Genomic DNA, 25,878 nt, shown 5'->3' on the forward strand with positions numbered 1-25,878 from the left:
GTGCCGCGCTCACTTATCACCAGCTCGGAATGCTGGCGCGGGAGGAGCGGCGGCTAGAGGAGGCTGAGGCCCATTACCGCCACGCCCTCACCTGTGCCGGGAAGGCCGGCGACGCAGGTCTTGCGTCATTGTCAGCTACTGGATTGGGAAGAATTCTCATCGAGGTCGGGCGACAAGTCGATGCGATCGGCGTGCTTGTTTACGCAGCCGCGAGCTGGCATGAGATAACCGGAGTATGGCCGTCCGAAGGTCTTTCCTGGCTGAAGCGCATTGGCCGCCAGATCGCCAGCGATGAGTACGAAACGGCATTCCGCGCCCACGCCCCGGCTGAGCTCGCGCAGGCACTCAGAGCGGAGATCGACCGGGTCGAGGAGCCCGGCAACGAGGCATAACGCCCATAGTCAGGGCGCCTTCGCCGTCTGCAGCCACGGTCAGCGAGGCCGAAAAGTGATCAAGGTGGTGACGTCGGGCCGACGTGGTGAGCGTCGGACCCGGCGTGCGGCCTGGTGCAGGGCGGTGGAGGTGGGATTTGAACCCACGGAGGGGTTGCCCCCTCACACGCTTTCGAGGCGTGCGCCCTCGGCCACTAGGCGACTCCACCGTAGGCGAGCTTACCGGACGTCCTGACGGTCCGGTTCGCGGGGGTCGTCAGGCCGGTCCCAGGGACTCGTCGCCGCCGGCCGGGCGTCGGCGTGCGGTTCCGCGGAACCGCACGCCGCGGGGGCGACGGCTCGTGCGTCAGCGGCGGATGCGTGGGAGAGCGGCTACCTGGTTCTTCCATAGGGTTCGGCGTCCGATTTATCCCTATGGAAGAGACAGGGGGCGCCGCTCCCATGCACACTGCCGACGGGCCGACGGGCCGACGGGCCGACGGGCTAACGGGTGGGTGGGNGGCGGCGGGCGGCGAAGAAGTCGGCGAGCAGGGTGGCGCACTCGGCGGCGCGGACGCCGGAGATGACCTCGGGGCGGTGGTTGAGGCGGCGGTCGCGCACGACGTCCCACAGCGAGCCGACCGCGCCGGCCTTGTCGTCGACGGCGCCGTAGACGAGCCGGTCCACCCGGGCGAGCACCAGGGCGCCCGCGCACATCGTGCACGGCTCCAGGGTGACCACGAGGGTGGCGCCGGACAGCCGCCAGGAGCCGGCCCGGGCCGCCGCCGCCCGCAGGGCGATCACCTCGGCGTGGGCGGTCGGGTCGCCGTCGCGCTCGCGGGCGTTGCGGCCCTCCCCGAGCACCGTGCCGTCCGAGGCGATCACGACCGCGCCGACCGGGACGTCGCCGTGTTCCGGCGCCAGCCTCGCCTGGGCCAGCGCGAGGCCCATCGCCGCCGTGTGGTCGGGCGGCCCGCCCGCCGGGCCGTGGCCGTTCGCGGCGCCGTGACCAGTGGCTGTGCTGTGGTTGCGTCCGCCGGGTGGGGCGGGATCAGCCACGGGCGTCGTCGAGGATCTCTCCGGCGCCGGCCCGCTCGCTCAGGGCGCTGATCAGATCGGCGGGCAGCATGCCCTCCTCGCCGATCAGTTCCAGCAGCGCCTCCTCGGAGGTGCCCAGGTCGACGAGCAGGTCGAGGTCACCGACCGGGGCCGCCTGGGTCAGCGCGGAGGTGTCGTCGTCCTCGTCGTCCTCCGTGGCCAGGCCCGCCATCGACGGCAGGGCGTCGGCGAACAGGCGCTCGGCGAGCTCGGAGGTGATCAGGACCCGGCGGTCGGAGAGGAAGACCTTGGGGTCAGGCTCGTCGGCGCCGAGCCGGACGATCGCGAGGTACTCGTCGTCCTCCTCCAGGAAGGCCACGATGGTGTCGTCACCGAAGTCGCGCATCGTGTCGGTGAGGGCGTCGAGATCCTCGGCGCCCGCCGGGTCCAGATCGTGCACCGACCAGCGGCCGTGGTCCCGCGCGATCGCGATTGCCTTCGTTGTCACTGTGCGCCCTCACGTCCCTTCTGCAACCGCGTGGTGCCTGGCGGCCGGCCGCTGCTCGGCCAGGGTCCCGGGCCCCGCGCGGCCCCGGCCGGATCGGTGGCCGGCCGTACTCCGCCTGTGATTCTCGTCCCGAGGGCCGGTCTTGGGTATTCCGGTTCACCCCGTCGGGTGAGTTCTACCGCGACGCCGGGTTGATTCCCCCATGGTGGTCCGGTTGGCACCCGTTCGCACACCGGGAGGTAACACGAAAGTTCCGCCGGCGCCGGCCGGCCGGTCACGCGGTTTGACCTGCGGCGATGGCGTCTGGCGTGCAGACTCGGCCACGACGGGGGCGACGGTGGCGCGCCGCCGGCGGCAACGGCGCCGATCAGGACGTAACCGAACGGAAGCGGGGGTGGTCTTCGTCTCCCGGCACCCTCGTGGCACTGTAGAAAGCGCGATGACGACATCATTCCCGCGCAGGTTCACCGCCCGGACCCAGGCCGCGCTCGCCGTCGAACGCCTGGCGGCCGAGGCGTCGCGTCGCCTCGGCCGCGGTTCGGGGGAGATGATCGGCGGCAAGCTCGCCCTGCGGGTCTCCCCGGGGGCGCTGGCCGAGGTCGGTTCCCACCGCCGCACCGCCTGCGTGTCGGGCACCAACGGCAAGACGACCACCACCCGGCTGCTCGCCCGCGCGCTGGGCACCCTCGGGCCGGTGAAGTCGAACAGCGGGGGGGCGAACATGGCGCCCGGCGTCCTCGCCGCGCTCTCGAGACCCCCGTTCGACGCCGCCGCCGCCCTGGAGGTCGACGAGATCTGGCTGCCGAAGGTGGCCAGGGAGATCCTGCCGCGGGTCGTGCTGCTGCTCAACATCAGCCGTGACCAGCTCGACCGGTCCAACGAGACCCGGCGGATCGCGTCGATGTGGCGGGAGCTCGGCGCCGAGCTGCCGGACGCCACGGTGGTCGCGAACGTCGACGACCCGCTGGTCGCCTGGGCGGCGGCCGGCTGGCGACGGCAGGTGTGGGTGTCGGCCGGCCAGAACTGGACCGCCGACGCGATGGTCTGCCCCCAGTGCGCCCGCCTGCTGCACCGCAACGAGGCCGGCTGGTGGTCCGAGTGCGGGCTGGCCCGGCCCGAGCCGATCGTCGCGGTCACCGGGCCCCGGGAGCTGCTCTGGTACGGCCGGACCATCTCGGCCCACCTCGACCTGCCCGGCCGGGTCAACCTCGGCAACGCGGCGATGGCCGCCGCCGCGGCCCGCGAGCTCGGCGTCGAGGTCGAGGCGGCGCTGGCCGCCATGGCCGGCCTCGGCGACGTCCAGGGCCGCTACCAGGAGGTCGCCCTCGGCGAGCAGGGCCGCCGCGGCCGGCTGCTGCTGGCGAAGAACCCCGCCGGCTGGGTGGAGATGATGGAGCTGCTCGCCGACGCGCCGCCCCGGCCCGTCGTCATCGACTTCAACTCGCAGACCGCCGACGGCCGGGATCCGTCCTGGATCTGGGACGTCCCCTTCGAGCGCCTCGCCGGCCGGCAGGTGCTCGTCACCGGCGGGCGCAAGGAGGACATGAGCGTGCGGCTGGCCTACGCGGAGGTGCCGCACAGCGTGCACGCCAACGCCGAAGACGCGGCGCTGGCGGCCAACGAGAAGGTGGTCGACGTGGTCGCCAACTACACGGCGTTCCGGGACCTGCTGGTCCGGAGTTCCCGATGAGGCGCAGCTCGGCGACCCGGATCGCGCTGATCTACCCCGAGCTGCTCGGCACCTACGGGGACGGCGGCAACGCGATCGTCCTCGAGCAGCGGCTGCGCTGGCGGGGCCTGCCGGTCGAGGTGGTCAGCGTCCCCGCCGGCTCGCCGGTGCCGGAGAGCTGCGACATCTACCTGCTCGGCGGGGGCGAGGACGCCCCGCAGGTGCTCGCCGCCGACGGCATCCGGCAGAACCGGGCGATCGTGCGCGCGGTGGGCTCGGGAGCGGCCGTGCTCGCGGTCTGCGCCGGCTACCAGGTGATCGGCGCGACGTTCCCGTCGGGCGGGGAGATCCACGAGGGGCTGAACCTCGTCGACATCGAGACCCGCCGCTCGTTCGCGCCACCCGAGACGCCGCCGCCCGGACGGGCCGTCGGTGACATCGTCGTCGAGCCCGATCCGCGCCTCGGCCTGCCCACCCTGTACGGCTACGAGAACCACGCCGGGCGCACCAGGCGGCTGCCCGGGGCCGGCGGCTTCCCGCTGGGGGTGGTGCGCCGCGGGATCGGCGACGGCGACGGCGGCACTGAAAGCGGTGGTGGCGCTGGCGGTAGTGGCGGTGGCGGAACCGACGGCATCGTCGACGGCCGGGTCATCGGCACCTACCTGCATGGGCCGGTCCTGGCGCAGAACCCGGCGCTCGCCGACCTTCTGCTGACCTGGATCCATGGCGAGCTCCCGCCGCTGGACGCCCCCCGGGAGGCGCAGGTGTTGCGCGAGGCCCGCCGCCGCGCGCTCGCCACCCCCTGACCCCGACGTCGGTCCGCTGACCCGTTCGGTCACGTGGCCGCCGCGGCCGAAGGAGTAGGTCCGAGCGTCATCTGGTCGCCCGTTTTCGGCGTTTCCCGGCTACCGGTGTGGTTCGGTTGGATCGTGGCGTCGAATCCCCTTGCCGGCTGGTGGGGCAAGAACAAGCGAACCGTACTCATCGTCGGGGTCGTCATCGTCGCGCTCTGGGTCTTCGTCGAGCGCGGCAACGGCCCGAAGACCAAGCGCATCAGCATGCCCAAGGACTACGGCTCGGCCGACCGGGAACTGCTCGTGCACGCCCCGTCGAATCCGAAGGATCCGATCCCGCTGGTGCTGATCCTGCACGACGACAACGTCGACGCCAAGACCCTCGATCATGACAGCGCCGCCGGCTCGGTGGCGAACGCCCGCAACTTCGCGGTCGCCTATCCCGAGGCGGTCGGCGGCACCTGGCGGATCGACTCCCCGGACGGCGCCGACGCGAAGTACCTGCGCGACGTGGTCAGCTACGTCTCTGCGAAGAAGACCAAGGTCGACCCCAACCGGATCTACGTGTGGGGCGTCGGCGAGGGCGCTCGGCTCGCGCTGACCGTCGTCTGCGGCGGCGCCAAGCCGATCTTCGCGGCCGTCGGCGTGGTGGGACAGTTCACGCAGGAGCCGCAGTCCGCCTGCCCAGGTCGGGCGCCGGAGGCAAGGGTCGCCGAGACCGACTGGAACAAGAAGGTCAGCGAGACGCTGTGGACGGCCTCCGCCAAGCACCACCTGGGAGCCTGAGCCCGGCCTTCCACGGGCCCCAGCGGCCGCGTACGCGCCCGGGACGGGTGGGTAGAAGCAAGAAGGGTCCGCCGATGCCGCCGGGAGGGGGGTAGCGGCATCGGCGGACCTCTGCGGCCGGGTGGAACCCGAGGGCCCGCCGGCCTCCCGCTGCGGATGGGGGGGGAATCCGAGGGAAGGCCGGCGGGGTCGGGGGCCTTCCGGCCGGACGGACGTCAGATGGGGGGGAGATCTGACGTCCGTCCGGCCGGAAGGAGGCGTTGCCCGGCTGGCGCTGAAGCGAGGTCGGGTCGGTGAGGCTGCGGGCGGTGTCAGGGCTCGCGTACTGGAGCTGGTCCCGGCTCGGCCGGGACCGCGACGCCACGGATTTCGGGCGCGTGGACCGGGTGCAGGTACGGGTGGTCCGGCGTTGTCTCGGGATCAGCATCTCGGGGTCAGCCGCGTCGTGGGACTGCATCCGGGGCAACGGCGATGGTGACCCGGACGGGTCGGCGATGCGCGCCTTTCGCCTGCCGGGGGGAGCAGGCCCGGCGGGGCGGGCACGACGGGGTGCGGAACGACGGGGCAGTCACGACGGGATGCGGAACGCGAGGTCGACCGGCTGCCTGACCGCACGCGCGACCGGAGGGGGGAGGCCGCGTCGCGGTCGGCTCGAGGCTGGACGGGCTTCGTCGTCCTTCCAGCCGAACGAGGTGACCACCGGGTGGCCGGCGCTGCGCCGCAGGGCACGGTGCGCTGGCGTGGACGCTCTTAGACGCGTCCGACGTAGTAGGAGGTGGTGTAGATCGACTGGAGCTTCACGACGCTGCCCGTGTGCGGGGCGACCCACATCTTGCCGTCGCCGGCGTAGATGCCGACGTGGTAGATGTCCCCGGGCGAGCCGAGGAAGATCAGGTCGCCGGGCTGCTTGTTGTACTGCGACACCCGGGTGGTGGCGGCGAACTGGGCGTCCGTGGTCCGCGGCAGGCTCTTGCCGAGCTGCTTGAAGACGTACTGGACCAGCCCTGAGCAGTCGAACGAGCTCGGGCCGTCGGCGCCGTAGACGTACGGCTTGCCCGCCTGCAGGGAGGCCAGGTAGACGGCCTTCGCGCCGATCGAGCTGGACGGAACCGGCACGGACACCTGGGTGGAACCGACAGAGACGCCGCCGGCGAGGCTGCCCAGGCGGGAGGAGAGGCCGGCGAGCTGCGGGGCCCGCTGCGGGCGCACGTTCAGGGTCGCGTCGTTGACCGAGTGGGCGGACTGCAGGGCGTCGGTGCCGTCGAAGATCGCCGTGACGTTCGTCGTGGTGAGCACCCGCGCCGTGTAGGACGCGTATCCCTGTGCGTTCGTCTGCAGGTGCTTGAAGGTGGCCCACCCGGTGGGGAGCTTCACCTGCACCTTGACGAGCTGGTTCGCCAGCGGCTCGTGGGTGGCCTCGTTGTACAGCGAGAAGCCGATGTCGACCGGCTCGTCCGCGTTCACGGTCACGTCGGGGTTCGTCACCCGCAGGCCGACCTGGACCTTGCCGGCCAGGGGCGGGGCGTCGAGGCCGTGCGTCGCGCCGAGAGTGATTCCCGAGGAGCTGTGCTCGCTGACCGCCGCGGCGGCGATGCTGCCACCCAGGGCGGCCTGCGAGCCGATCTGCGCGGCGAGGGTGATCGGGGCCGTGTTCGGCGACTCTTCCAACGCCGTGTCGGCGTGGACGTCGGTGGCGCAGCCGGCCAGGGCCACTCCGGAGACAGCGACGGTCCCGGTGGTCATCGCGGCGAAGGCACGAGCACGGGCCCGGCTACGGGCGACCGGCGGCACGGACTGGGCGCGGTGACGGCCGCGACCGGCGACGCGCGAATCTTCGTCGAGCTGCACGCTTTGCGCGGACAACGGTGTATTCCTTCCCGTACGCCTGCGAAGTGAGCTGTCGGGTTCGGGCTGGGCTGCCCGGTCCGAGGCGTGGCCTTCACGCACATCGGACTTGACCCCGAGGCCAGCACCGCGGGTCGGTGCCGGCCGGTGGAGGTGGGTCCCCCGCTCCTGCCCCAGATGACGACTCGGAGGGGACACCGTGGCCGGGGGCAGGATTCGGCGTTCGGCCCGGTGTTGTCGTGACGTCGGCGTGAGACTAGTCCACATTGACGGGGTGGGTAAACACTAGTCCTTCCCAACTACAGCGAGTGTGCACCGAAGTGCCCCTTGGTCCAGCGCGCGGTCCGGCCCGTACCGGAACCCGCCGCGGCGGCCTCATTGGCCGCCGGAACCGGGTATGGCCTGCGGTTCCGCCCTCGCCACGAGGGCCGGTGCGGCGGCCGGCCCGACGCCGACGGAGGCCCCGGCCTGCTCCGGTCGAGCACCATTTGATTACGTCATGTAGTCGAGCGGGTGGGGGTACCGGGATCCCCGGTCGGACGCGGGCTTACCGGGTCCGACCGCGCCGGGTCAGGAATCCGGCCGCGTCGAGCACCTGGAGTTCGACGGCGAGCTCGTGGACCTCGCGGGGCAGGGAGCGGTGGTGGGCCAGGGCGGCCACTGCGGCGCGGGCGTGATCGGCGAGCTCGTCCAGGGCGTGCTGGCGCTGGCGCATGCGGGCCCGCTCCTCCTGGATCGTGCGGACGGTGTCCTCCTGCCAGCGCCGGGTCCGGATGAGGTGCTCGCTGGCGTCGGCGGCCTGGCGCTCGGCGTCCTCGAGCCGGTTCAGGAGCGCGTCGAGGGCTTCGAGTCGCCCGGCGAGCTCGGCGATCAGGTCGCCCCGCTCGGGCAGGATGGCGGTCTCTCGCCGCTTGGGGTCAGACGAGGGCATGTACTCCCCTGACGGGTGGGGGATCGGGGAACCGCTCCGAGCGGTGGGCACGAGACCCGGTTGCTCCGACACGGTTGGTTACGGTAACCGACGGGGAGGGCCGGGTGTAACCCATCGTACGGATACGTCACGGCAGTCAACTGATAGCGAAAATGAGCTATGGACCGGCTACCCTTGCCAGGTTTTCGAGTGCATAGCACGCCCTGTGTTGTTTGTGGACCCTTTCGCCCGATTCGGGGCCCCCTGTCGCCCAACGAATCGGTGCCGTCGGGGTAGGAGTCGCCGGCCGCCCCGTTCGGGTCGTCCTCGCGCCCAGGGCGCGATGGCCGGCCGGGCCCCGGCCGGCCCCGCAACTTCTGTGACGTTGAGTAGCAGCGGGGCTGGTATCGGGAGAAAGTACGGCGGCCGTCGGCGGCCCTAGAGCCAGCCGTTGCGTTTGAATGACCGGTACAGAAACAGGCATGCCGTCGCCATCACGGCAAGGACCGCCGGGTAACCCCAGGTCTGGCGCAGTTCGGGCATGTGCTCGAAGTTCATTCCGTAGATCCCGGCCAGGGCCGTGGGAACGGCGGCGATCGCGACCCAGGCGCTGATCCGCCGCATGTCCTCGTTCTGGGCGATCGTCACCTGGGTCAGGGTGGCCTGCAGCACCGACGACAGCAGCTCGTCGAAGTGTTCGATGCGCTCGCTGACCTGCTCGAGATGGTCGGCGACGTCCCGGAAGTACCGCCGCATCGCCGCATCGACCAGCCGCGGGCCGTCCGTCGTGAGCGTGCGCAGCGGGCCAGCCAGCGGCTGGACGGCGTGCTTGAGCTCCAGCAGCTCGCGCTTCAACTGGTAGGCGCTTTCCGTGGACGGGATCTGGTCGCGCCGGAACACGCCGGCCTCGATCTGGTCGACGTCGACCTGGATCTTCTCCACGGTGTCGACGTAGTTGTCGACGACGCTGTCGCAGATGGCATGCAGCACCGAGGTCGGCCCGTGCCGGAGCATCTCCGGGGCGGCCTCGAGTCGGCCCCGCAGCCTGGTCATCTCCCCGTGCTGGCCGTGCCGCACCGTCACCACGAAGTCCTCGCCGAGGAAGATCATGATCTCGCCGGTGGTGACCACCTCGGAGGTATCCGTCACCTCGGTGTGCGCCACATAGCTGGCGGTCTTGAGCACCACGAACAGGTGGTTCTCGTACTGCTCGAGCTTGGGCCGCTGGCCGCCGGTGACCGCGTCCTCCACGGCGAGCTTGTCCAGGCCGTACTCCTGCGCGATGGCGGCGAGCTGGTCGTAACTGGGCTCGAACAGGCCCAGCCAGGCGAAGCCGTCGCGTTCGGTCCGCGCCACCCGCAGCGCGTCGGAATGATCGACGTCCATCGTCACGCACTGCCCCTGGCTGTAGACCCCGCACGCCATCACCCGGCCGTCGGGCGTCGCCGGCAGCTCGACCCGCGGCGCCCGGCGGCGCTTGCGGCCGACCCGGACCAGCGACACCGGCCGGCTCAGCGCGCCGGCAAGCCGGTGCGCGTTCGCCGACGCCTGCCCCAGAGCGTCCTCCAGGGCGCCGAGCACCGGATGCTCGCCACCCACCTGGCCGGGCACGCCCGGGTGACCGCCCGGTCCCGCGCGCATCGGCCCCGCGCTTGCCGCGTCGTCTCGCACCATCGCCTCTTTTCCCTCGCCCGCTTTCCCGCCGCTCACGTTGCCAGTTACCCACGTTCCCGAGTTGCCACGTTCCCGGGTGCCTACGTTCCCGGGTGCCTACGTTCCGGGGTGCCTACGTCCTCGCGCTCGGGTGACCCGTCGCCCGGGGCTCCGGCCGCTCGAGCACCCGGCCGCCCACAGTCGATGGTCGCCGAGCGTTGCCGCGATGCGCCGGGCGGCCCGCGCGCCGTGGGATCCCGTTCGCCGACGTGGGCGGCCTCGTGGTCGAGGACGAGACGCGCGTCGTGTCCGATCCTGACGAGTTCCTCGCCGTACCAGGCTGATCCGCGACGCGGCGGGGGTGGACGGGCGGTCCGCAGGCTGATCATCCGCGCACTAGGCTGATCGGCCATGGTGAGCGATGACCTGCCGCAGCCCGTGCGACTCGACGCGCCGATCGCCTCGGTCGTCATCCACCCCCGGGGCGCCCGGATCATCCGGCGGGGCCGGGTCCGACTGCCCGTTCCCGTGGGTGACGGGTCCGCGGGGGCGGGCGTCCGGGTCGAGCTGGACGGCCTGCCCTGGGAGCTCGCGCCCGACTCGGTCCGCGTCGGCGGCCGGGGACCGGGCCGGGTGCTCGGGGTCGACGTGGTCGCCCGTACGCACCCGGAGCCCGCCGACACCGCCGGCGCGGATCTCGCCACGCGCCGGCTCGTGCTGGCCGCCGAGCTGTCCACCATCGCCGACGAGGATGACGCCGAGCAGGCACGGCGGGGCTTCCTCGACATCGCGACGCGCACCGCGGCCGCCGCCCTGGCACGGTCCTGGGCCTCGACCCCCGCTGCCGCCGAGGGGTTGGCCACCGCCGAGGACCTGCTCGCGGCCCGGATCGGCGAGGTCCACACCCGCCGCCGCGCCCTCGCCGAGCGCCGGGCCGACCTCGAACGGCGGCTCGCGGCGCTCGACCGGACGATCGAGGCCCGGCAGGCCCCCCGCGTCCCGGACACCCGCACCGTCGTCGTGAACCTCGACCTCGATGCTGGCGACAAGGCCGGCCGGAAGGCCGCCGACGAGGGAGTCGAGGTCGAGCTGGAGGTGACGTATCTGGTCCCGACCGCGGGCTGGCGGGCCGGCTACGACGCTCGCCTCGAGGGGGAGCGGGTCACGTTGACCTGGTTCGCGTTGATTGCCCAGCGCAGCGGCGAGGACTGGCCGGACACGGCCGATCTCGTGCTCTCGACGGCCCGCCCGGCCGCGCACGCGGAACTGCCCGAGCTCACCCCCCAGTTCGTGGACCTGAGCCAACCGCCGCCGCCCCCGCCGCCGGCTGCGGCCCCGACGCCGGCGATGTTCGCCGCCGGTGGGCCGCCGCAGGGCCTGTCCCGAGGTCGGTCGAAGGCGAAGCAGGTGAAGGTCCTGAGGACGGCGGTGGCCGACGAACCGGAGATCGACTTCGCCGGGTCGGCGACGTACCGGCCGCCCCGACAGGTCGCGATCCCGGCCGACGGCGACCGGCACCGCCTCACCGTCGCGGTAATCGAGTTCGGCGCCACTCTCGATCATCTGACCGTTCCCAGGATCTCTCCCGACGCCTACCTGCGGGCCACCATCACCAACACCTCGCCGCACACCCTGCTGCCCGGCAAGGTCTCGATCTTCCACGGCGGGGACTTCGCCGGCAGCGGCACCATCGGCACGGTGCCGCCGGGGGCCGAGGTCGAGCTGCATCTCGGCGTCGACGACCGGGTGCGGGTCGAGCGCGAGCTGGTCCACCGCGCCACGGGACGCCGCGTGGTCGGCGGCAACCGGCGGATCGAGGCCGGCTACCGCATCGAGGTGACCAACCACACCCCCCGGCCGGTCCGGACGGTGGTGCGCGACCAGATCCCGGTCTCCCGGCACGAGAGCGTCACCGTCCGGGACTTCCAGGCACGGCCCGAACCGGACGAGCGGACCGACGTCGGCCTGCTTTCGTGGACGCTTGCGCTCGATCCGGGCGCGACCGGGCGGGTGGAGTTCTCGTTCCGGCTGGAGCATCCTCGCGGGATGGAGCTGACCGGCTGGCGCGACTGAGCCGTCCGGAGAGGCAGTGCTGCCCGGAGAGGCAGTGCCGTCCGGAGCGGATGCCGCTCAGGTGGTCGTGTCCGCCGGGGCGCGCAGCCGGCGGGTCCACGCGCCCTCGACGATCTCGCCGCGGGCGTCGATGATCGCCCAGTCGACGACGTCGGCGCTGCGGATGCGCAGGGGTCGGCCCATCCGGATGTGCGCCACCGACGGGTGCGCGCCGTCGTTCAGGCTGCGCCCGCCCAGCAGGGTCGCGTGCTGCCAGTTGGACACCAGGGCCCAGGGCCATTCAGCCCCGTCCGGGACCGCCACCTGATGGCGGATGATCAGGGCCCCCAGGGGCGGAAGGTCATGGCCGAGAAACCGACGCCGGACGTCGACGAGGCGCGAGCGGGCGGCGAAGACGGCCTGGTCCCGGGCCATGGGGACATTACTGCCAATCATGTCCGCAATAGTAGTGGAATCCTTCCTTACGGTAGGCATCGATGTGGGCGACCGGCACCTTTTGTGATGCTCTCGGTCCCCTTGCGTGAGGACCGTCGGGATGCGGCCCCGGTCGCGAAGGCGTAGCTTCACTGTGCCAGTAACTCTCCGCTACGTTTCGACCCATCACGGGTGAGGTGATCATGGCTGAGACGTTGACGACCCTGGTGGACGCGGCGCACGAGGATGCTGTCCATCTCCTTGAACTGTCCCGCGACGGCCGCGACGCGGCCTCCCCCCCGGACGCGTCCCCCACCGATCCGCGCCAGGCGCTGCACGCCAGCGACGCGGCGGTGGCGGCCGTCTCGGCCCACCTCAGTGCGATGGAGGCAGTCGTCTACCCGGAGATGGCCCGCCGGGTGCCGGGCGGCCGGGCGCGGGTCGCGGAGCTGGGCCGGCTGGCCCGCCGGTGCTCGTCGGTGATGCGCGGCATCGAGCAGTACGTGCAGGGGGATCTCAATCGCCCGGCGGGCAGCGTCGCCAGCCTGCGGCGAGACCTCGCGGCGCTGCTCGCCGAGCACGCGAAGGCAGAGGACGAGCTGCTGCGTGAGCTCACCGAACGGCTCTCCGAGGCGGACCGCCGGCACCTGCTCGACCGCTTCGCCGACGCCATGCGCCACGCCCCGACCCGACCCCACCCGCATCTCGGGCACGGTGGGATCTTCGGCGGCAGCCTGGCGGTCCGGCTGCTCGGCAGCTTCGACCATCTGCTCGACGTGATGGATTCGCGCGAGGTGGCCGGCGCCCCGGTGCGGGCCCCGGCGCCTGCCGGGCTGTGGGGCTGGTACCTGCTCGGCCGGCCCACCTCGCCCGCCCCGGAGTGGCCGGCGGCGGATGAGCTCGCGCCGCCAGCCGACCAGTCCCAGTCCGGGTCCCAGTCCGGGTCCCAGTCCGGGTCCGAGAGCGGGTCCGAGAGCGGGTCCGGCCTGCGGCGCTGAGCCCACCGGCGCTCGCCCATCACGGGCCCGGTGTGGTCGTCCCCACGGAACTCCGGCGGATCGAGCACCGCCTGGCCTGACCCGATGGTGAAATAGTCCTAACCTCGCTCTGGTAGCGGCCGTGGCGCGTAGCGCGTTCGGCGTTCCGTTGCGCGCGGTCACCCCTGGGCATGCCATGCTTCGGGTCCAGGATGGGCCTAAATGGCCCGCGTGTCGTGCACTGCCGAGGAGATGTGTCAGGAACCGAGAGCACCGCGGTCCGGGTGCCAGGAACGGAACCGGCGGATGTGGTTTGGCCGATACTCCTCGTCGAGGACGATGACGCGGACGCCTTCCTGGTGTCCGAGCTGTTCGACGAGGTTGCGGCGCCGGTTGAACTAACCCGGGTGCGCACGGTGGCCGAGGCGGTCCGCCGTAGCGAGCAGGTCGCCTGCGTGCTGTTGGACCTCGGGTTGCCCGACAGCGAGGGCCTCTCGGCGCTGCGCCGGCTGCTGGCGGTGGAGGCGGGCGCGCCGGTGGTCGTGCTCACCGGTCTGGTCGACGAGTACCGGGGCGCCCAGGCGGTCGCCGCCGGAGCCCAGGACTACCTCGTCAAGGGCCAGGTCGATGGGCGGGATCTGGTGCGTGCCGTGCGCTACGCGATCGAGCGCAAGCGCGCCGACACGGCGGCCCAGGCGCTGCGCGAGTCGGAGCTGCAAGCGGACGAGCGGGCCCGGCTCGAACGGGGGCTGCTGCCCCGTCCGCTCTATGACGACCGCCGGCTGCGCCACGCCGCCCGCTACCGGCCTGGTCGGCAGCAGTCGCTGCTCGGCGGCGACTTCTACGACATGGTGTCCACCCCCGACGGGACGGTCCACGTGCTGCTCGGCGACGTCTGCGGGCACGGCCCGGACGAGGCCGCCCTCGGGGTCAGCCTGCGCATCGCCTGGCGCACCCTCGTCCTGGCCGGGGTGGCGGAGGCCGACCGGCTCGGGTATCTCCAGCGGGTGCTGGTCAGCGAACGCGAACACGAGGAGATCTTCGCCACCGTCTGTGCCCTCTCGATCGCGCCCGACCGGGATTCGATGCGGATGCGGCTGGCCGGCCACCCACCGCCCGCGCTGCTGCACCCCCGGCTTGCCGCGCTGCCCGGTGACGTCGTCGGGCCGGCGCTGGGCATCCTCGACGAGGACCTCACCGAGGATGTGCTGGTCGAACTCGGCCCGCGGTGGGTGCTGCTGCTGGCGACCGACGGCCTGCTGGAGGGTCGGGAGGGGCCGGGCGGGGAGCCCCTCGGCTGGGAGGGCGTGCTGCCCGAGATCGCCCGGCTCTGGCCCCCGGACGGGCCGGACGGCCTGCTCGACAGCCTCATCGACCGGGTCGAGGCCCGCAACGGCGGCCCACTCACCGACGACGTCGCCCTGCTGCTGCTGATGTGGGGGGCCGACTGATGGCAAAGCCCCGTGGATCTTCCGGCCCGGACGGCCCGTCCGGGCGGTTCGGGCGGTTCGGGTTGGCGTTCGCTCGAAGCTGGCGGTTGCGGCGCCGGCTTGGGGTGACCTACACGGCCGCGGCGGCGGCCCTGCTCATCATCGTCGGGCTGGTCGTGTCGTCGCTGGTGCGGCTCGACAACGCCATCCACACCCGCAGCGACATCATGGCCCCGGCCCTGCTGGGCTCCGCGCAACTCGTCAGCAGCCTGGTCGACCAGGAGACCGGCATGCGGGGCTACCTGCTCCAGGCCCGCGAGGAGTTCCTCGAGCCCTACGACAACGGCCGCCGCGAAGAGAGCGCCCAGCTTGCGGACCTGCAACGCCGCCTTGCCGAGCGGCCTGACCTGCTCGGGAAGCTCACCACCCTCCAGGACCGGATCCGGGCCTGGCACCGCGACTACGCCGACCCGGCCATCACCGCTGTCCGCGACCGGGGACCGAAGGCGGCGACGCTGCTGTCGCCAGAGCTCGGCAAGCGGCGCTTCGACGCGGTCCGCGCCGCGTCCGACGACCTGGAGTCGGCGCTGCGGACGAAGGCGATCACGGCCCGGGACAACGTCGGCGACGCGCTGCGCTTCCTCGTCCTCGCCCTGGCGATCGGCGCGCTGGTCCTGGTCGTCCTGCTGGCGGCGATCGCGCGGGCGTTGCGGGTCTGGGTCACCCGGCCGATCGAGCAGGTGGCCGGCGACGCGCGCACCGTGGCCTCCGGCCGGCTGGACCACGTGGTCAAACCCGCGGGGCCGCCCGACATGATCGCGCTGGCCAGCGACGTGGAGTCGATGCGCCAGCAGCTCCTGGGCGAACTGGGGGTCGCGNGGGCGGCGCGCATCGCGGTGGAGACGCAGGCCGAGGTCCTGCAGCGGTCCAACCGTGACCTGGAACAGTTCGCCTACGTCGCCTCGCACGACCTGCAGGAGCCGCTGCGGAAGGTGGCCAGCTTCTGCCAGCTGCTGGAGCGGCGCTACGGCGACAAGCTCGACGAGCGGGGCACGCAGTACATCGCCTTCGCCGTCGACGGCGCCAAGCGGATGCAGCAGCTCATCAACGACCTGCTCGCCTTCTCCCGGGTCGGGCGGACCACCGAGGGCTTCGTCGACATCCCGCTCGGCGACATCCTCGGCCGGGCCACGACCACCCTCTCCCTGACGATCGAGAGCCTGCAGGCCGAGGTCACTGCCGACGAGCTGCCCGTCGTGCGGGGGGATCCGGTGCTGCTCGCCCAGTTGCTGACGAACCTGATCGGCAACGCGCTGAAGTTCCGCGGCGACGAGGTCCCGCGCGTGCATGTCAGCGCCGTCGAGCGGGCAGAGGAGTGGGAGTTCGCCTGCGCGGACAACGGCATCGGCATCGACCCGGAGTACGCCGAGAAGATCTTTGTGATCTTCCAGCGCCTGCACGGCCGGGACGTGTACGAGGGCACGGGCATCGGGCTGGCCCTGTGCCGCAAGATCGTCGAGTTCCACGGCGGCAGGATCTGGCTGGACGCGACCGTGGATCACGGCACGACCTTCCGGTTCACCCTGCCGAAGAGGTCCCTGCTGGCCTCGATGTCCGAGCCGGCCGCGCTGGTCGACGCCGTCGGCCTGCTGTCCCCGCCGTCGGCGGCGTCGGCGGCACCGGCGTCCGCGGATGAACCGCCCGCACCCGCACCGTCCACCCCTGCCCCCGCCCCCAGCAGCGCACGGCCATCCGGAGGATCATCGTGAGCGAATCGCTCGTTCCTGTCGAGGTGCTTCTCGTCGAGGATGATCCCGGGGACGTGCTGATGACCCGGGAGGCGTTCGAGGATCACAAGCTGCGCAACCATCTCAACGTGGTCAGCGACGGTGTCGAGGCGCTGGCCTACCTGCGCGGCGAGGGGGAGTACGCGGGCGCGCCCCGCCCCGACCTGATCCTGCTCGACCTGAATCTGCCGCGCCGCGACGGGCGGGAAGTGCTGCGCGAGGTCAAGGCCGACGAGCGGCTACGGCGGATCCCGGTGGTGGTGCTCACCACCTCCGAAGCCGAAGAGGACGTGCTGCGCAGCTATGACCTGCACGCCAATGCCTACATCACCAAGCCCGTCGACTTCGAGCGGTTCGTGGCGGTGGTGCGCCACATCGACGACTTCTTCGTGACGGTCGCCCGCCTGCCCGGCCAGTAGACCCACCTGGCCCGCCGCCCGCCGCCCGCACCGCCGGGTGGCACGGCGCCGGTGGGACATCTCACCGGTGGCGACGGTGGCATCGCCGGTGCTGGCCGACTGCGGGGTGGATGACCTGCCGGGCGGCGCTCCTCCCGCCGGTGCCGGGCGGTCCCGGGCGGGGCAAAGGTCGGGGAATCGGTGCGCGGCGCCCGTCGCGGTGCGCCCCGTCACGGCCGGCGTCGCCTAGAGTGCGGCTCATGGCGACCGGACCGGAACCCGCCCAGCGCCGCGCCCGCGCACAGCGGCAGGCGCTCGCGGATCTGCTCACCGACCTCGGCCCGGGTCATCCCACCCTCTGCGCCGGGTGGACCAACCACGATCTGGTCGCGCACCTCGTCACCCGGGAGCGGGTGCCCTGGGCCGCGCCCGGCCTGGTCATCAGCAGCCTGCACGGCATCACCGAGCGGGCCGAGCGGGCCACCATGCGGGCCCATCCCTATCCCGAGCTGGTCGAGACCTTCCGGGCCGGACCGCCGTGGTGGCAACCGACCCGCGTCGGGCTGATCGACGATGCGGCGAACTTCGTCGAGTTCTTCGTCCACGCCGAGGACATCCGCCGCGCGGACGCCGGCTGGGAGCCGCGCCCGCTGGACGACACGGGCCGCGACGCGATGTGGATGGCCCTGTGGCTGATCGGATTCGCCGGGTTCCGCCGGGCCGGCGTCGGTGTCGTCGCCGAGCGCACGGATCGGCCAGGCCGGCGCACCCTGCACGCCGGCGAGCCGACCGTGGAGATCATGGGGCCGCCGGAGGAACTCGTCCTCTACGCGTTCGGGCGGGTCGAGGCCGCACGGGTCGAGTTGCGCGGCGCCGACGACGACGTCGAGCTCCTGCGCGCCACCCCCGTAGGTCTTTAGCGCGCCGTCCATGAACGTTGTACCGGGTTGGTGACACGCCGAGCGGCGTCCGCCCGGACGAGGCGGTCGGTGCGGGACGAGGTCACGCGACCGTGAGTACGATCTTGCCTTGGATGTGCCCACGGGCGGCTCGTTCGTGCGCCCCTCGAGCATCCGCAAGCGGAAACGTGCTGTCCAGGGCGACGCGCAGCGTGCCCGCATCGAGCAAGGATCCGAGTTCCGCGAGCTGCGAGCCGTTCGAGCGCACTTGGGTGCCCGAGATCGTGACGCCCAGCTTCGCGGTTTCCGCGGGGTTGTAGCCACCGAAGAACACCGGGTACAGTGCGCCGCCGCGCCTGAGCGTGCGCAGGAAACGACTGCTGTCGGGACCGCCGACGGTATCGAGAACGAGATCAACGTTGTGCGCGACTTCCTCGGGACGGCTCTTGGTGTAGTCGATGAACTGGTCGGCGCCGAGCTCGCGCAGGAACGACTCATGCGCACTCGACGCCACCGCGATGATGCGTGCACGCTTCCATTTTGCTAGCTGCACCGCGAAGTGCCCCACGCCGCCCGCGGCGCCGTTGATGAGCACCGTCGTGTCGGCGCCGAGTGCCATCGGGCGATGCTGCGTCGCTTGAAACGGCGACAGCTGATCGTGCCCGAGCTCGATCAGGAACTGCCAGGCGGTGAGCCCTGCCATGGGCACCCCTGCCGCCTGCACGTGATCGATGTGAGCCGGCTTGCGTGCGAAGTTCGACGCGGGCGCAGCCACATACTCGGCGTAGGCGCTGGCCTCGAGGCTGGGAAAGCGAAGGAGGCCGAAGACCTCATCGCCGCGGGAGAGGCCATCCACATCCGCGGCGACGGCCTCGACGACGCCCGACACGTCCGTCCCCGGAATGATGGGCAAGTGCAAAGGCGGCCTTATCTCAGGAGGCACGTTGGGCATTCCTTCGCGCACGTACCAGTCGGGGGGGTTGACGCCGACCGCGTGCACGCGAACGAGCACCTCGCCCGGCTTCGGCGCGGGAATCGGCACCTCGTCGTAACGCAGCACCTCGGGACCACCGTGCTCGTGCAGCCGAATCGCCTTCATCGTGCTCGTCGGCATCGCTTCCCCTGTTCAGCGCAGCTGGGTACACTTATCGGAGCACTGCTCCGAATATATGGAGCACTGCTCCGATTGTCAAGGTGGGCACTATGCGAGCCGACGCCAGGAAGAACTACGACCACCTACTCGCCGTCGCGCGCGCCGTCGTGACCGAGCAAGGCGCCGACGCATCGCTGCGCGACATCGCCCGCAAGGCTGGCGTCGGGCTCGGCACGCTGTACCGTCACTTCCCGACGCGAGAGGCGTTGCTCGAGGCCTTGCTCCGCACCGGCTTCGACGAGCTGACGGCAAGGGCGGGCGACCTCGAGACGTCGGGCTCGCCCGAGGATGCTCTCGTGTCGTGGCTACGCGACTTCGTCGCGTGCGCGCACACCTATCGCGGCGTTGTGGCGTCGATGATGGCCGCCATCGCGGACGCGCAGTCCGCACTCCATGCTTCGTGCGTCACGATGCGCGCGGCAGGCACGCGGCTGCTCATCCGAGCTCAGGCCGAGGGCATGGCGCGGACCGACATCGATGGCACTGACCTGTTTGCGCTGGCCGGGGCGCTCGCCTGGCTCGGCGACCAACCCTCGCTCGCGCCACGCGCCGATCATCTCGTCGGTGTTGTCGCGAGCGCGATCCTGACGGATCGAGCGAGCAGCGATGTCGGGGGGAATGCCGCCCGCGGGCCCGCCGCTGACATTGTCGAGCACGCGGACAGGTGAACCTGGCCGTGGGACGGCCGCGATTCCCGCCACATCGCGACGGTTGGGTGCCGGTGGGGACGACCCGGGCTGCGAGGCTGGTGGGATGGCCCTGCAGATTCGCCTGGCCGCGCGGGTCGTGCTTGTCGACCCTTCCGACGCGGTGCTCCTGCTCAGGTCGCACGATCCGACCCTCGACGACGCCCCGCAGTGGTGGCATGTGCCCGGCGGCGGCCTTGACGAGGGGGAGAGCACCGAGCAGGCCGCGGTCCGGGAGGTGTTCGAGGAGGTCGGTTACCGCCTGGCCGACCCGGGCCCGGCGGTCGCCACCCGCCGGGCGTCGTTCACCTTCCTGGGCCGCACGTTCCAGCAGTTCGACACGTTCTACGTCGCGCGGGTCCCACACCGCCTCGAACTCGACCCGTCGTCCTGGACGGAGACCGAACGCGGGTCGCTCCTCGGCTGGGCCTGGTGGACCGTGCCCGAGCTGCGGGCGACGGAGCAGACCGTGTATCCGACGCGCCTGGTCGGCCTCGTCGAGGGTTGGCTGCGCTCGGGACCGCCGGCGGCGCCGATCCGACTGTGACGCCCCGCCACGCGGTTCACCACAGCGAGGCGTAGGTGGCGGCGGCGCTCGGGTTCTCGTTCGGGCCGACCAGGGACGAGTGCACGTTGCCGGCCTCGGAGTTGTTGAAGTACGTCTCGTAGGCGAGCACGTCCCGGTTCGCGGCGAACGTCTGGTACATGTTGCGGATGTAGACGGGGTTGTCCCCGCCGGCCTGCCCGGCCCGGCCCGCGCCCGTGTCGGACTTGGAGACCAGCCCCCACTCGGGGACCGAGAACTGCTTGCCGTGCACCCGCGCGAACGCGATCACCGAGCACAGGCCGGTCGGGTCGGCGCACTGCTGGGCGAAGGCCGCGTCGGTGGTGCTCGCCGGCCACTGGTCGTAGCTGTCGATGCCGATGATGTCGACGTACTGGTCACCCGGGTACACCGACCAGGCACCGCCGCTGTGGGCGTTGAGCGCCCAGTCGATCCGGGCCTGCGGGTCCGTCGAGCGGATCGCGCCGACGACCTGCCGGAAGCAGTTCACCCACGTGGTGGCGCTCGTCTTGGACACCGACCAGGGGAACCAGTTGCCGTTGAACTCCCAGGCGAGCCGGATGATGCTCGCCGGGCGGCCCTTGCCGACCAGCCAGCGGCCGAAGTCGGCCCAGTGGCCGGAGTAGGCGCCGCTCGCGCACGAGTTCATGTCGCCGCCGCCGGTCGGGAAGAATGGCTGCGAGATGACCCAGGTGCCGTTGAACGTCGAGAACTTCTCCGGCCCGCTGCCGACCCAGGGGTTGGTGATGGTCTGCCAGCTCGACCGGTCGGCGAAGGTGAGCACGGCGTTGACGGACGAGCCGCGGAAGCTCTCCCACGCTCGCACCTGGGTCATCGAGCCGGCGGAGACGCCGCTCATGCCGCCGGGCACGGAGCCGCCCCCGCCGCCGACGGGCACGACGGGTACCTGGGCGGCCGGTGGCTTCGTCGTTGGCTGCGTGGTCGGGATCGTCGGCTTGGTGAGGGCCGGTACCGCCGGCTTCGCGGCGGTCGTGCCGGTCGGCGCGCCCGCGGCCGATTGGCTGGGAGACGACGGCGATGCGGCCGTGACGTGACTGCGGCCCGTGCCGCTCGGCCGCGCCGACGCGCTGGGCGTCGCCTTCGGGTCGCCGCCGCGATGGCGCGAGTTCACGTGGACGGCGGCGGCCTCGACGGTGGTGGAGCCGTTCTCGCCGGCCGAGTCGTGTGCGGGGGCGATGTTCCAGCCGAGGGCGGCCGCCAGCAGGGCCAGGACGCCGAGTGAGGCGATCCAGGCGGGATGGTGTGGGCGGCGGCGTCGACGTCGGGAGCCGGCTCGGGCTCTGGGCGGGCTGGGGTTGCCCTCCGATCGGTGTTTCACCGCGGGTATCCCTCCGTGCGTGGCGGTGGCGTCGTCAGAACCCCCCCGGGTCCCTGCTTCGGCGTCGAAGCTGATGACCTCCGTGTCGCGCAGCGGCCTGAGATGTATGGATCGGCTGCCGGGTTACCCCCTCGGTGCCCCGACTGGCTGCCTAGTTAGATACGACGAGACCCTACACGGACGGAATTCGAGGCGTTGTCCCAGCTCGGGCGCTATGGGTGATTCGTCCGCACTGGTGGCTCTCGAGCCATGTGTGTGCCTTGTGTGAGCCGTGGGTTTGATGGGTCCGGTGGCCGCTCGGGGACCCCCGGCTGTCCGCTGGTCCGGCGGTCCGGTGCCCGGGTCGTTCCGATCGCGCCGCGTGGTGTGGAACGTATGGTGGGCAGAGGTTCCGGTTGTGTCACAATGTGCGCGCGGACTGGGGCGCCGTGGTGGTTCACGTCGGTGACCCACGGATTCCGCAGGGATCGGGAGTCATGGCCGGCGCGCGTCGGCGGCTCCTGGTTTGGTGCCCCGGTGGTCATGCCAGCCAGGCGCGGCGGCGGCCGGGCTTCGGCCTGGACGCCCCGCCGACATCAGGAGCGCACCGTATGTCCCAGCCACCCGAGTACCCGCCGGGCGGGTACCCGCAGGGCGGTCACGACCAGGGTGGCCACCCCCAGGGCCAAGGCGGCTACGGCCAGGGCGGCCAGGGCCAGGGCGGCTACGGCCAGGGTCCGGGTCCGGGTGGCTACGGCCAGGGCCAGGGCGGCTACGAGCAGGGCGGCTACGAGCAGGGCGGCTACGGCCAGGGCGGCCAGGGCCAGGGCGGCTACGGCCAGGGTCCGGGTCCGGGTGGCTACGGCCAGGGCCAGGGCGGCTACGAGCAGGGCGGCTACGGGGCTCCGGCGCCTGGCTACGGACCGCCGCCCGGTGGGTACGGGGCGCCGCAGGGCTTCGGCGGCCCGGAGGGCTACGGAGCGCCGCCCGGCTATGGGGCTCCCGGGGGTTACGGCGGCCCCGGCGGATTCGGCCCGCCGCCGCCGTATGGCCGGCCGATCTCGAACTACCTCTGGCAGTCGATCGCCGTGACCATTCTGTGCTGCCTGCCTGCAGGGGTCGTGGCGATCGTCTATGCGACCAAGGTCGACGGTCGCCGGCAGATGGGCGACGTCAACGGGGCGCTCGACGCCTCGAAGAAGGCGCGGATGTGGTGCATCATCTCGGTGCTCGCCGGTGTGGCGTCGTTCGTCATCTTTCTCATCGTGGCCCTGGTCGGCGGTTTCGACAGCAGCTCGAGCACGTCGTACTCGACGCTCGGGCCGGCCGCGGTCTGAGGGCACTTCGCGGTGTCCAGTCCGCCCGGTGGTGAACGTCCGGATCCCTCCGGCGTCGGCCCGTCCTCGGCGTGGGACCAGCCCGCCGGCGACCCCGGCAATCCCGGCGACCCCGGCAATCCCGGCGACTCCGGCGACTCCCGCGATCCCGGACACCCCCGCTACGCCGACAGTCCCGGGACCACCGGCTGGCCGGACGGGTCCGGTCAGCCAGGCGGCTGGCCGCAGCCGGAGCCGGGCGGCGCCGTCGCGACGCCCGCCGCGGACCGGCCCATCCGGACCTACCTGTGGCAGTCGCTCGTCGCGACGCTGCTGTGCTGCCTGCCCACGGGGATCGTGGCGATCGTCTACGCCACCCAGACCCAGACCCGGCTGCAGACCGGCAATCTCGCGGGTGCCCGGGAGGCGTCGGGCCGGGCCAGGCGCTGGTGCATCATCTCGCTCATCGCCTTTGTGGTGGTCCTGCTGGTGTACGTCGTCGCCATCGTGATCACCGTGGCGATCGTGTCGCGCAACAACTGATCTTGCCGCCGTCCCGGTCCGTGGTCTCGCTCACCGGGGCGGGCGGGGCGGGACGGCCGCCCCCGGCGACCAGGCGGGATGCTCCCGGGCGGCCCACCAGACGGGCACCGTGCCGGTGCGCATCCCGACCAGTGCCACCGGGTCGTGGGCCGCCATCCACAGGTGCCCGACGACTCCGAAGAACAGGCCGTAGGCGAGCAGATCGTGCACGAACGTGGCGCCGGTGCGGTAGCCGACCGGAATCGGGCCCAGCGGCCCCNCCCCCCACTTCATGATCACGCCGGTGCCCAGCATCACGAGGGCGCCCCCCGCGACGAAGGCGGCGAACAGCTTCTGCCCGGCGTTGAACTTCCCGACGCCGGCCGCGATCCGGGCCCGGGCGGCGGCCCGCCGCCAGGAGCCGAACCGCAGGCTGGCACGCAGCCAGGCGCGGTCGGCCGCGGTGAACCGGTTGAGCGCCCGCAGGTCGCGGCGGTAGCCGGCCGAGGCGGCGGCGGCGAGCATGGGCACCGGCAGGGCGAGCCCGGCGTAGAGGTGAACGGTCTCGACGAGCGGGCGGCGACCGACCAGGCGGGCCAGCGGCGGTAGGTAGAGCGTGGCGCCGGTGAGCAGGCAGCAGCCCATCAGGGCCGCCGTCCACCAGTGCACCCACCGGGGCACCCGGCCGAACCGGCGGACCAGGCCCGCCGCGGGCGCGGGCAGGTCGGCGGGCGCCGGCGGCGGGTCAGACGGCTTCATCGGCCCGACCGTTCGACCGGCCGACCCAGCCGTCGACGTCGTACCCCTGGCGCTCCCAGTAGCCCGGAGTGACCGCGTCGACCACCTCGATCTCGCCCAGCCATTTGATCGACTTGTAGCCGTACATCGGCGCCACGTACAGCCGGACGGGCCCGCCGTGGTCGTGTGTCACCGGCGCGCCGAGCATGGTCAGGGCGACCAGGACGTCCGGTCGGGTGGCCTGGTCGAGGGTGAGGCTCTCGGTGTAGAGGCCGTCGAAGGACCGGAAGGTCAGCGCGGTGGCGGCGGGCTGGGCGCCGGCCGCCGCGAGCAGGTCGCGCAGCAGCACGCCCGACCAGTGCACCGCCCCGACCCGCCAGCCCGTCACGCACTGGAAATCGCGCACGAGGGTCGTCTGCCGCATCCGGCCGAGGTCGGCCAGCGTCAGCGTCAGCGGCCGATCGACCAGGCCGTGCACGCGCAGCCGGTAGTCGTCCGGGCCGAGCCTGGGGACGCTGGAGGTCACTGTGTAGTAGCGGAAGCCCCCGATGGGCACGAAGTCGGACAGCCCCGTCGGGTCCTTCTCCCGGATCGGGGTGACCACCCGCTCGACGGCACGCTCCACCGGCGCTCCGAACACGACCCCCGCGGCACCGAGGGTGATCATGCTGAGGACGACCCGTCGTCCCACCGGCGAGCCATCGGATGCCACACCATCCAGTGAACACCGCCACCGGCCCGGCCGGCCGCCGCGCCCGAGATCGACAGCGTTCCGTAAGCCCCGGGCCGCCGTCAGCCCGGGCCGTTGCGACCCCCGACGGCGGCCAGGACGCTCAGCAGGACGACGCCGGCGGCGGTCGCGGCCAGGCACCAGGCACGGCAGCGCCGGGAGGCCAGCCGCGCCCCGGCCACGTCGCCCCGGGCGAGCCGGTCGCTGGTCCGCAGCGAGTACACCAGCCCGAACGCCCCGACCGGCGCGCACAGGATGGTCGCCACGATGGACAGTCCGAGGTGGTTGCGGACCCGCACGGCCCGGTGGCTGGGCGCCCGCCGCTGCGGCAGCCGATCCCCGCCGCTCGCCCGCGTGCGGGCCGGCGGCCAGACCCGGGGATCCCGCGGATCGGGTCGCGGATCCGGCCCGCCCCGGGGCCCGCCCTCGGACTGGACGCCGTTCCCGCCTCGGGTACTGCTCGTGCCTCGGGTACTGCTCTCGGTGCGGAGGCCGAAGCCGATGCGGAGGTCGAAGTCGGTGCCGGGGCCGGTGCCGGGGCCGGAGGCGGTGCCGGAATCGGAGCGGATGCCGGAACCGGTGCGGAGAACGGAGCCCGTGGGGGTGGCGGCTGCGCTGGCCGGCCGAACCGGCGGGTACGCCGACCAGGCTGCCCGGCGGTGGGGATGGGTGCCCGGCCCCTGGGACCGGCTCGTCGGGTAGCCGGTCGAATAGTGGTGGCCGCTGGAGAAGAAATGGTGGCCGGTGGTGTCCCCGCCGCCCGCGACCCGGTGGGTGGAGCGCCGGGCCCGGACGTCCGCGGCTGGCGAGGTCGATGCGGCTGGTGGGTCCGATGCGGCTGGTGGGTCCGATGCGGCTGGCGAGGTCGATGCGGCTGGTGGGTCCGATGCGGCTGGTCGGGTGGATGCGGGCCGCGGGGTGGCGCGTGCGTCCCGGTGCGGGCGGCCGGGGCGGCCGGTGCGGGCGTCGTAGTCGCCTCGCCACTTCTCGAGCAGCTCGTGCGATGCGACGATGAGCTGCATCGCGCGGATCGAACCGGGATGCCGGCTGCTCGGGTTGTCCGGGTGATGGGCGCGCACCCGGGCCCGGTAGGCGCGGCGGATCTCGGCGCGATCGGCGGAGCGGCTCACACCGAGGACGGCGTAGGCGTCGGTCCCGTCGAGTTCGCGCAGGAGCCGGTCGAAGGGGCTCACCGGGCAGGGCGATCGCAGCCGGCGGAGCGCCGCTGCCGTGTCGGAGGCGCCATCCGATCCCCTGTCGTCGTCGGCCGGGCACGTTAGGTGGTTATTATAGGCTTT

At 72.4% G+C, this 25,878-nt stretch carries 22 protein-coding genes, 1 tRNA gene, 5 pseudogenes and 1 riboswitch; of the genes and pseudogenes, 15 read left to right on the forward strand and 13 right to left on the reverse strand.

Going from position 1 to position 25,878, the window contains the following annotated elements; translation table 11 throughout:
* Nucleotides 1-392 (forward strand): annotated as a pseudogene (locus tag UK82_RS34375) (hypothetical protein); the annotation flags it as partial.
* 122 nt (nucleotides 393-514) lie between these two features.
* Here UK82_RS34375 and UK82_RS17415 read toward each other — a convergent pair.
* The 3 genes and pseudogenes from UK82_RS17415 to UK82_RS17425 form a co-directional block, all read right to left on the reverse strand.
* Nucleotides 515-601: transfer RNA gene (locus UK82_RS17415), tRNA-Ser, on the reverse strand.
* Between the two features lie 291 nt (nucleotides 602-892).
* A pseudogene (tadA, locus tag UK82_RS17420) lies at nucleotides 893-1,322 on the reverse strand (tRNA adenosine(34) deaminase TadA); the annotation flags it as partial.
* A 100-nt stretch (nucleotides 1,323-1,422) separates the two neighbouring features.
* Nucleotides 1,423-1,917 carry a tRNA adenosine deaminase-associated protein gene (locus UK82_RS17425; RefSeq protein WP_044888149.1) on the reverse strand — a complete coding sequence of 165 codons (495 nt, stop codon included), beginning with the start codon at nucleotides 1,915-1,917 and terminating at the stop codon, nucleotides 1,423-1,425.
* 439 nt (nucleotides 1,918-2,356) lie between these two features.
* On the opposite strand from UK82_RS17425, the gene UK82_RS17430 reads away from it, so the two are divergent.
* The 3 genes from UK82_RS17430 (at nucleotide 2,357) to UK82_RS17440 (ending at nucleotide 5,166) form a co-directional block, all read left to right on the forward strand.
* The gene (locus UK82_RS17430; protein WP_044888148.1) at nucleotides 2,357-3,607 is read left to right on the forward strand and encodes a Mur ligase family protein; all 1,251 of its coding nucleotides are present in this window, start codon (nucleotides 2,357-2,359) and stop codon (nucleotides 3,605-3,607) included.
* On the forward strand, nucleotides 3,604-4,392 hold the full coding sequence (locus UK82_RS17435) for a type 1 glutamine amidotransferase (protein ID WP_044888147.1): 789 nt from the start codon (nucleotides 3,604-3,606) through the stop codon (nucleotides 4,390-4,392). The genes UK82_RS17430 and UK82_RS17435 overlap by 4 nt, the downstream gene beginning before the upstream one ends.
* A gap of 105 nt (nucleotides 4,393-4,497) precedes the next feature.
* Entirely contained in the window at nucleotides 4,498-5,166 is a 669-nt protein-coding gene (locus UK82_RS17440) for a PHB depolymerase family esterase (protein WP_044888146.1), read from the forward strand.
* 750 nt (nucleotides 5,167-5,916) lie between these two features.
* Here the strand turns inward: UK82_RS17440 and UK82_RS17445 are convergent.
* From UK82_RS17445 to corA, 3 genes are all read right to left on the reverse strand, one after another.
* Nucleotides 5,917-7,029: a C40 family peptidase gene (locus UK82_RS17445; RefSeq protein WP_220386599.1), complete on the reverse strand. Its 1,113-nt coding sequence runs from the start codon at nucleotides 7,027-7,029 to the stop codon at nucleotides 5,917-5,919.
* Nucleotides 7,030-7,034: 5 nt separating this feature from the next.
* Nucleotides 7,035-7,204: riboswitch (cyclic di-AMP (ydaO/yuaA leader) on the reverse strand.
* Between the two features lie 354 nt (nucleotides 7,205-7,558).
* On the reverse strand, nucleotides 7,559-7,942 hold the full coding sequence (locus UK82_RS17450) for a hypothetical protein (RefSeq protein WP_044888145.1): 384 nt from the start codon (nucleotides 7,940-7,942) through the stop codon (nucleotides 7,559-7,561).
* A 417-nt stretch (nucleotides 7,943-8,359) separates the two neighbouring features.
* A complete protein-coding gene (gene corA, locus UK82_RS17455; RefSeq protein ID WP_083507234.1) occupies nucleotides 8,360-9,595 on the reverse strand; it encodes a magnesium/cobalt transporter CorA in 1,236 nt (411 codons plus the stop codon).
* Nucleotides 9,596-9,985: 390 nt separating this feature from the next.
* Here corA and UK82_RS17460 point away from each other — a divergent pair, with 390 nt between their 5' ends.
* Nucleotides 9,986-11,647 carry a DUF4139 domain-containing protein gene (locus UK82_RS17460; protein WP_055408183.1) on the forward strand — a complete coding sequence of 554 codons (1,662 nt, stop codon included), beginning with the start codon at nucleotides 9,986-9,988 and terminating at the stop codon, nucleotides 11,645-11,647.
* A 57-nt stretch (nucleotides 11,648-11,704) separates the two neighbouring features.
* Here the strand turns inward: UK82_RS17460 and UK82_RS17465 are convergent, their stop codons facing one another.
* Nucleotides 11,705-12,061, reverse strand: a complete 357-nt coding sequence (locus tag UK82_RS17465) for a hypothetical protein (RefSeq protein WP_236706059.1) — start codon at nucleotides 12,059-12,061, stop codon at nucleotides 11,705-11,707.
* A 203-nt stretch (nucleotides 12,062-12,264) separates the two neighbouring features.
* Between UK82_RS17465 and UK82_RS17470 the strand changes: the two genes are divergently transcribed.
* The 6 genes and pseudogenes from UK82_RS17470 (at nucleotide 12,265) to UK82_RS17490 (ending at nucleotide 17,573) form a co-directional block, all read left to right on the forward strand.
* Complete coding sequence (locus UK82_RS17470; RefSeq protein ID WP_055408257.1) at nucleotides 12,265-13,059, forward strand: hemerythrin domain-containing protein; 795 nt, start codon at nucleotides 12,265-12,267, stop codon at nucleotides 13,057-13,059.
* Between the two features lie 191 nt (nucleotides 13,060-13,250).
* Nucleotides 13,251-14,489 (forward strand): PP2C family protein-serine/threonine phosphatase, encoded by a 1,239-nt coding sequence (locus UK82_RS17475; protein ID WP_236706060.1) that lies wholly within the window; start codon nucleotides 13,251-13,253, stop codon nucleotides 14,487-14,489.
* On the forward strand, nucleotides 14,489-15,346 hold an 858-nt coding region (locus tag UK82_RS38355), incomplete at its 3' end, for a CHASE3 domain-containing protein (protein ID WP_236706061.1). The genes UK82_RS17475 and UK82_RS38355, both read left to right, overlap by 1 nt.
* A gap of 1 nt (nucleotide 15,347) precedes the next feature.
* Nucleotides 15,348-16,237 (forward strand): annotated as a pseudogene (locus tag UK82_RS38360) (ATP-binding protein); the annotation flags it as partial.
* Nucleotides 16,234-16,674, forward strand: coding sequence for a response regulator (locus UK82_RS17485; RefSeq protein ID WP_044886264.1), 441 nt, complete (start codon nucleotides 16,234-16,236; stop codon nucleotides 16,672-16,674). The pseudogene UK82_RS38360 and the gene UK82_RS17485, both read left to right, overlap by 4 nt.
* 239 nt (nucleotides 16,675-16,913) lie before the next feature.
* Nucleotides 16,914-17,573, forward strand: coding sequence for a TIGR03085 family metal-binding protein (locus UK82_RS17490; protein WP_055408188.1), 660 nt, complete (start codon nucleotides 16,914-16,916; stop codon nucleotides 17,571-17,573).
* Nucleotides 17,574-17,655: 82 nt separating this feature from the next.
* Here UK82_RS17490 and UK82_RS17495 read toward each other — a convergent pair whose 3' ends face one another.
* Nucleotides 17,656-18,666 (reverse strand): NADP-dependent oxidoreductase, encoded by a 1,011-nt coding sequence (locus UK82_RS17495; RefSeq protein WP_173667309.1) that lies wholly within the window; start codon nucleotides 18,664-18,666, stop codon nucleotides 17,656-17,658.
* An 89-nt stretch (nucleotides 18,667-18,755) separates the two neighbouring features.
* Here UK82_RS17495 and UK82_RS17500 point away from each other — a divergent pair, with 89 nt between their 5' ends.
* The gene (locus UK82_RS17500) at nucleotides 18,756-19,373 is read left to right on the forward strand and encodes a TetR/AcrR family transcriptional regulator (protein ID WP_055408192.1); all 618 of its coding nucleotides are present in this window, start codon (nucleotides 18,756-18,758) and stop codon (nucleotides 19,371-19,373) included.
* A gap of 85 nt (nucleotides 19,374-19,458) precedes the next feature.
* Complete coding sequence (locus tag UK82_RS17505; RefSeq protein ID WP_044886267.1) at nucleotides 19,459-19,938, forward strand: NUDIX hydrolase; 480 nt, start codon at nucleotides 19,459-19,461, stop codon at nucleotides 19,936-19,938.
* Between the two features lie 16 nt (nucleotides 19,939-19,954).
* Here the strand turns inward: UK82_RS17505 and UK82_RS17510 are convergent, their stop codons facing one another.
* The gene (locus UK82_RS17510) at nucleotides 19,955-21,295 is read right to left on the reverse strand and encodes a glycoside hydrolase family 26 protein (RefSeq protein WP_044886268.1); all 1,341 of its coding nucleotides are present in this window, start codon (nucleotides 21,293-21,295) and stop codon (nucleotides 19,955-19,957) included.
* 590 nt (nucleotides 21,296-21,885) lie between these two features.
* On the opposite strand from UK82_RS17510, the gene UK82_RS17515 reads away from it, so the two are divergent.
* Together UK82_RS17515 and UK82_RS17520 are read left to right on the forward strand one after the other, a co-directional pair.
* Nucleotides 21,886-22,611 carry a CD225/dispanin family protein gene (locus UK82_RS17515; RefSeq protein ID WP_055408195.1) on the forward strand — a complete coding sequence of 242 codons (726 nt, stop codon included), beginning with the start codon at nucleotides 21,886-21,888 and terminating at the stop codon, nucleotides 22,609-22,611.
* A gap of 12 nt (nucleotides 22,612-22,623) precedes the next feature.
* The gene (locus tag UK82_RS17520; RefSeq protein ID WP_055408197.1) at nucleotides 22,624-23,133 is read left to right on the forward strand and encodes a CD225/dispanin family protein; all 510 of its coding nucleotides are present in this window, start codon (nucleotides 22,624-22,626) and stop codon (nucleotides 23,131-23,133) included.
* A 30-nt stretch (nucleotides 23,134-23,163) separates the two neighbouring features.
* Here UK82_RS17520 and UK82_RS38365 read toward each other — a convergent pair.
* From UK82_RS38365 to UK82_RS17535, 4 genes and pseudogenes are all read right to left on the reverse strand, one after another.
* Nucleotides 23,164-23,392: pseudogene (locus tag UK82_RS38365) on the reverse strand (formate dehydrogenase); the annotation flags it as partial.
* Nucleotide 23,393: 1 nt separating this feature from the next.
* Nucleotides 23,394-23,871, reverse strand: a pseudogene (locus tag UK82_RS17525) (cytochrome b/b6 domain-containing protein); the annotation flags it as partial.
* Nucleotides 23,858-24,517: a molybdopterin-dependent oxidoreductase gene (locus UK82_RS17530; RefSeq protein WP_173667312.1), complete on the reverse strand. Its 660-nt coding sequence runs from the start codon at nucleotides 24,515-24,517 to the stop codon at nucleotides 23,858-23,860. The gene UK82_RS17530 and the pseudogene UK82_RS17525, both read right to left, overlap by 14 nt.
* Nucleotides 24,518-24,642: 125 nt before the next feature.
* Nucleotides 24,643-25,773, reverse strand: a complete 1,131-nt coding sequence (locus UK82_RS17535; RefSeq protein ID WP_055408201.1) for a CD225/dispanin family protein — start codon at nucleotides 25,771-25,773, stop codon at nucleotides 24,643-24,645.
* Between the last annotated feature and the right edge of the window lie 105 nt (nucleotides 25,774-25,878).

The sequence above is a fragment of the Frankia sp. ACN1ag genome, assembly GCF_001414035.1.
Taxonomy (GTDB): Bacteria; Actinomycetota; Actinomycetes; order Frankiales; family Frankiaceae; genus Frankia; species Frankia torreyi.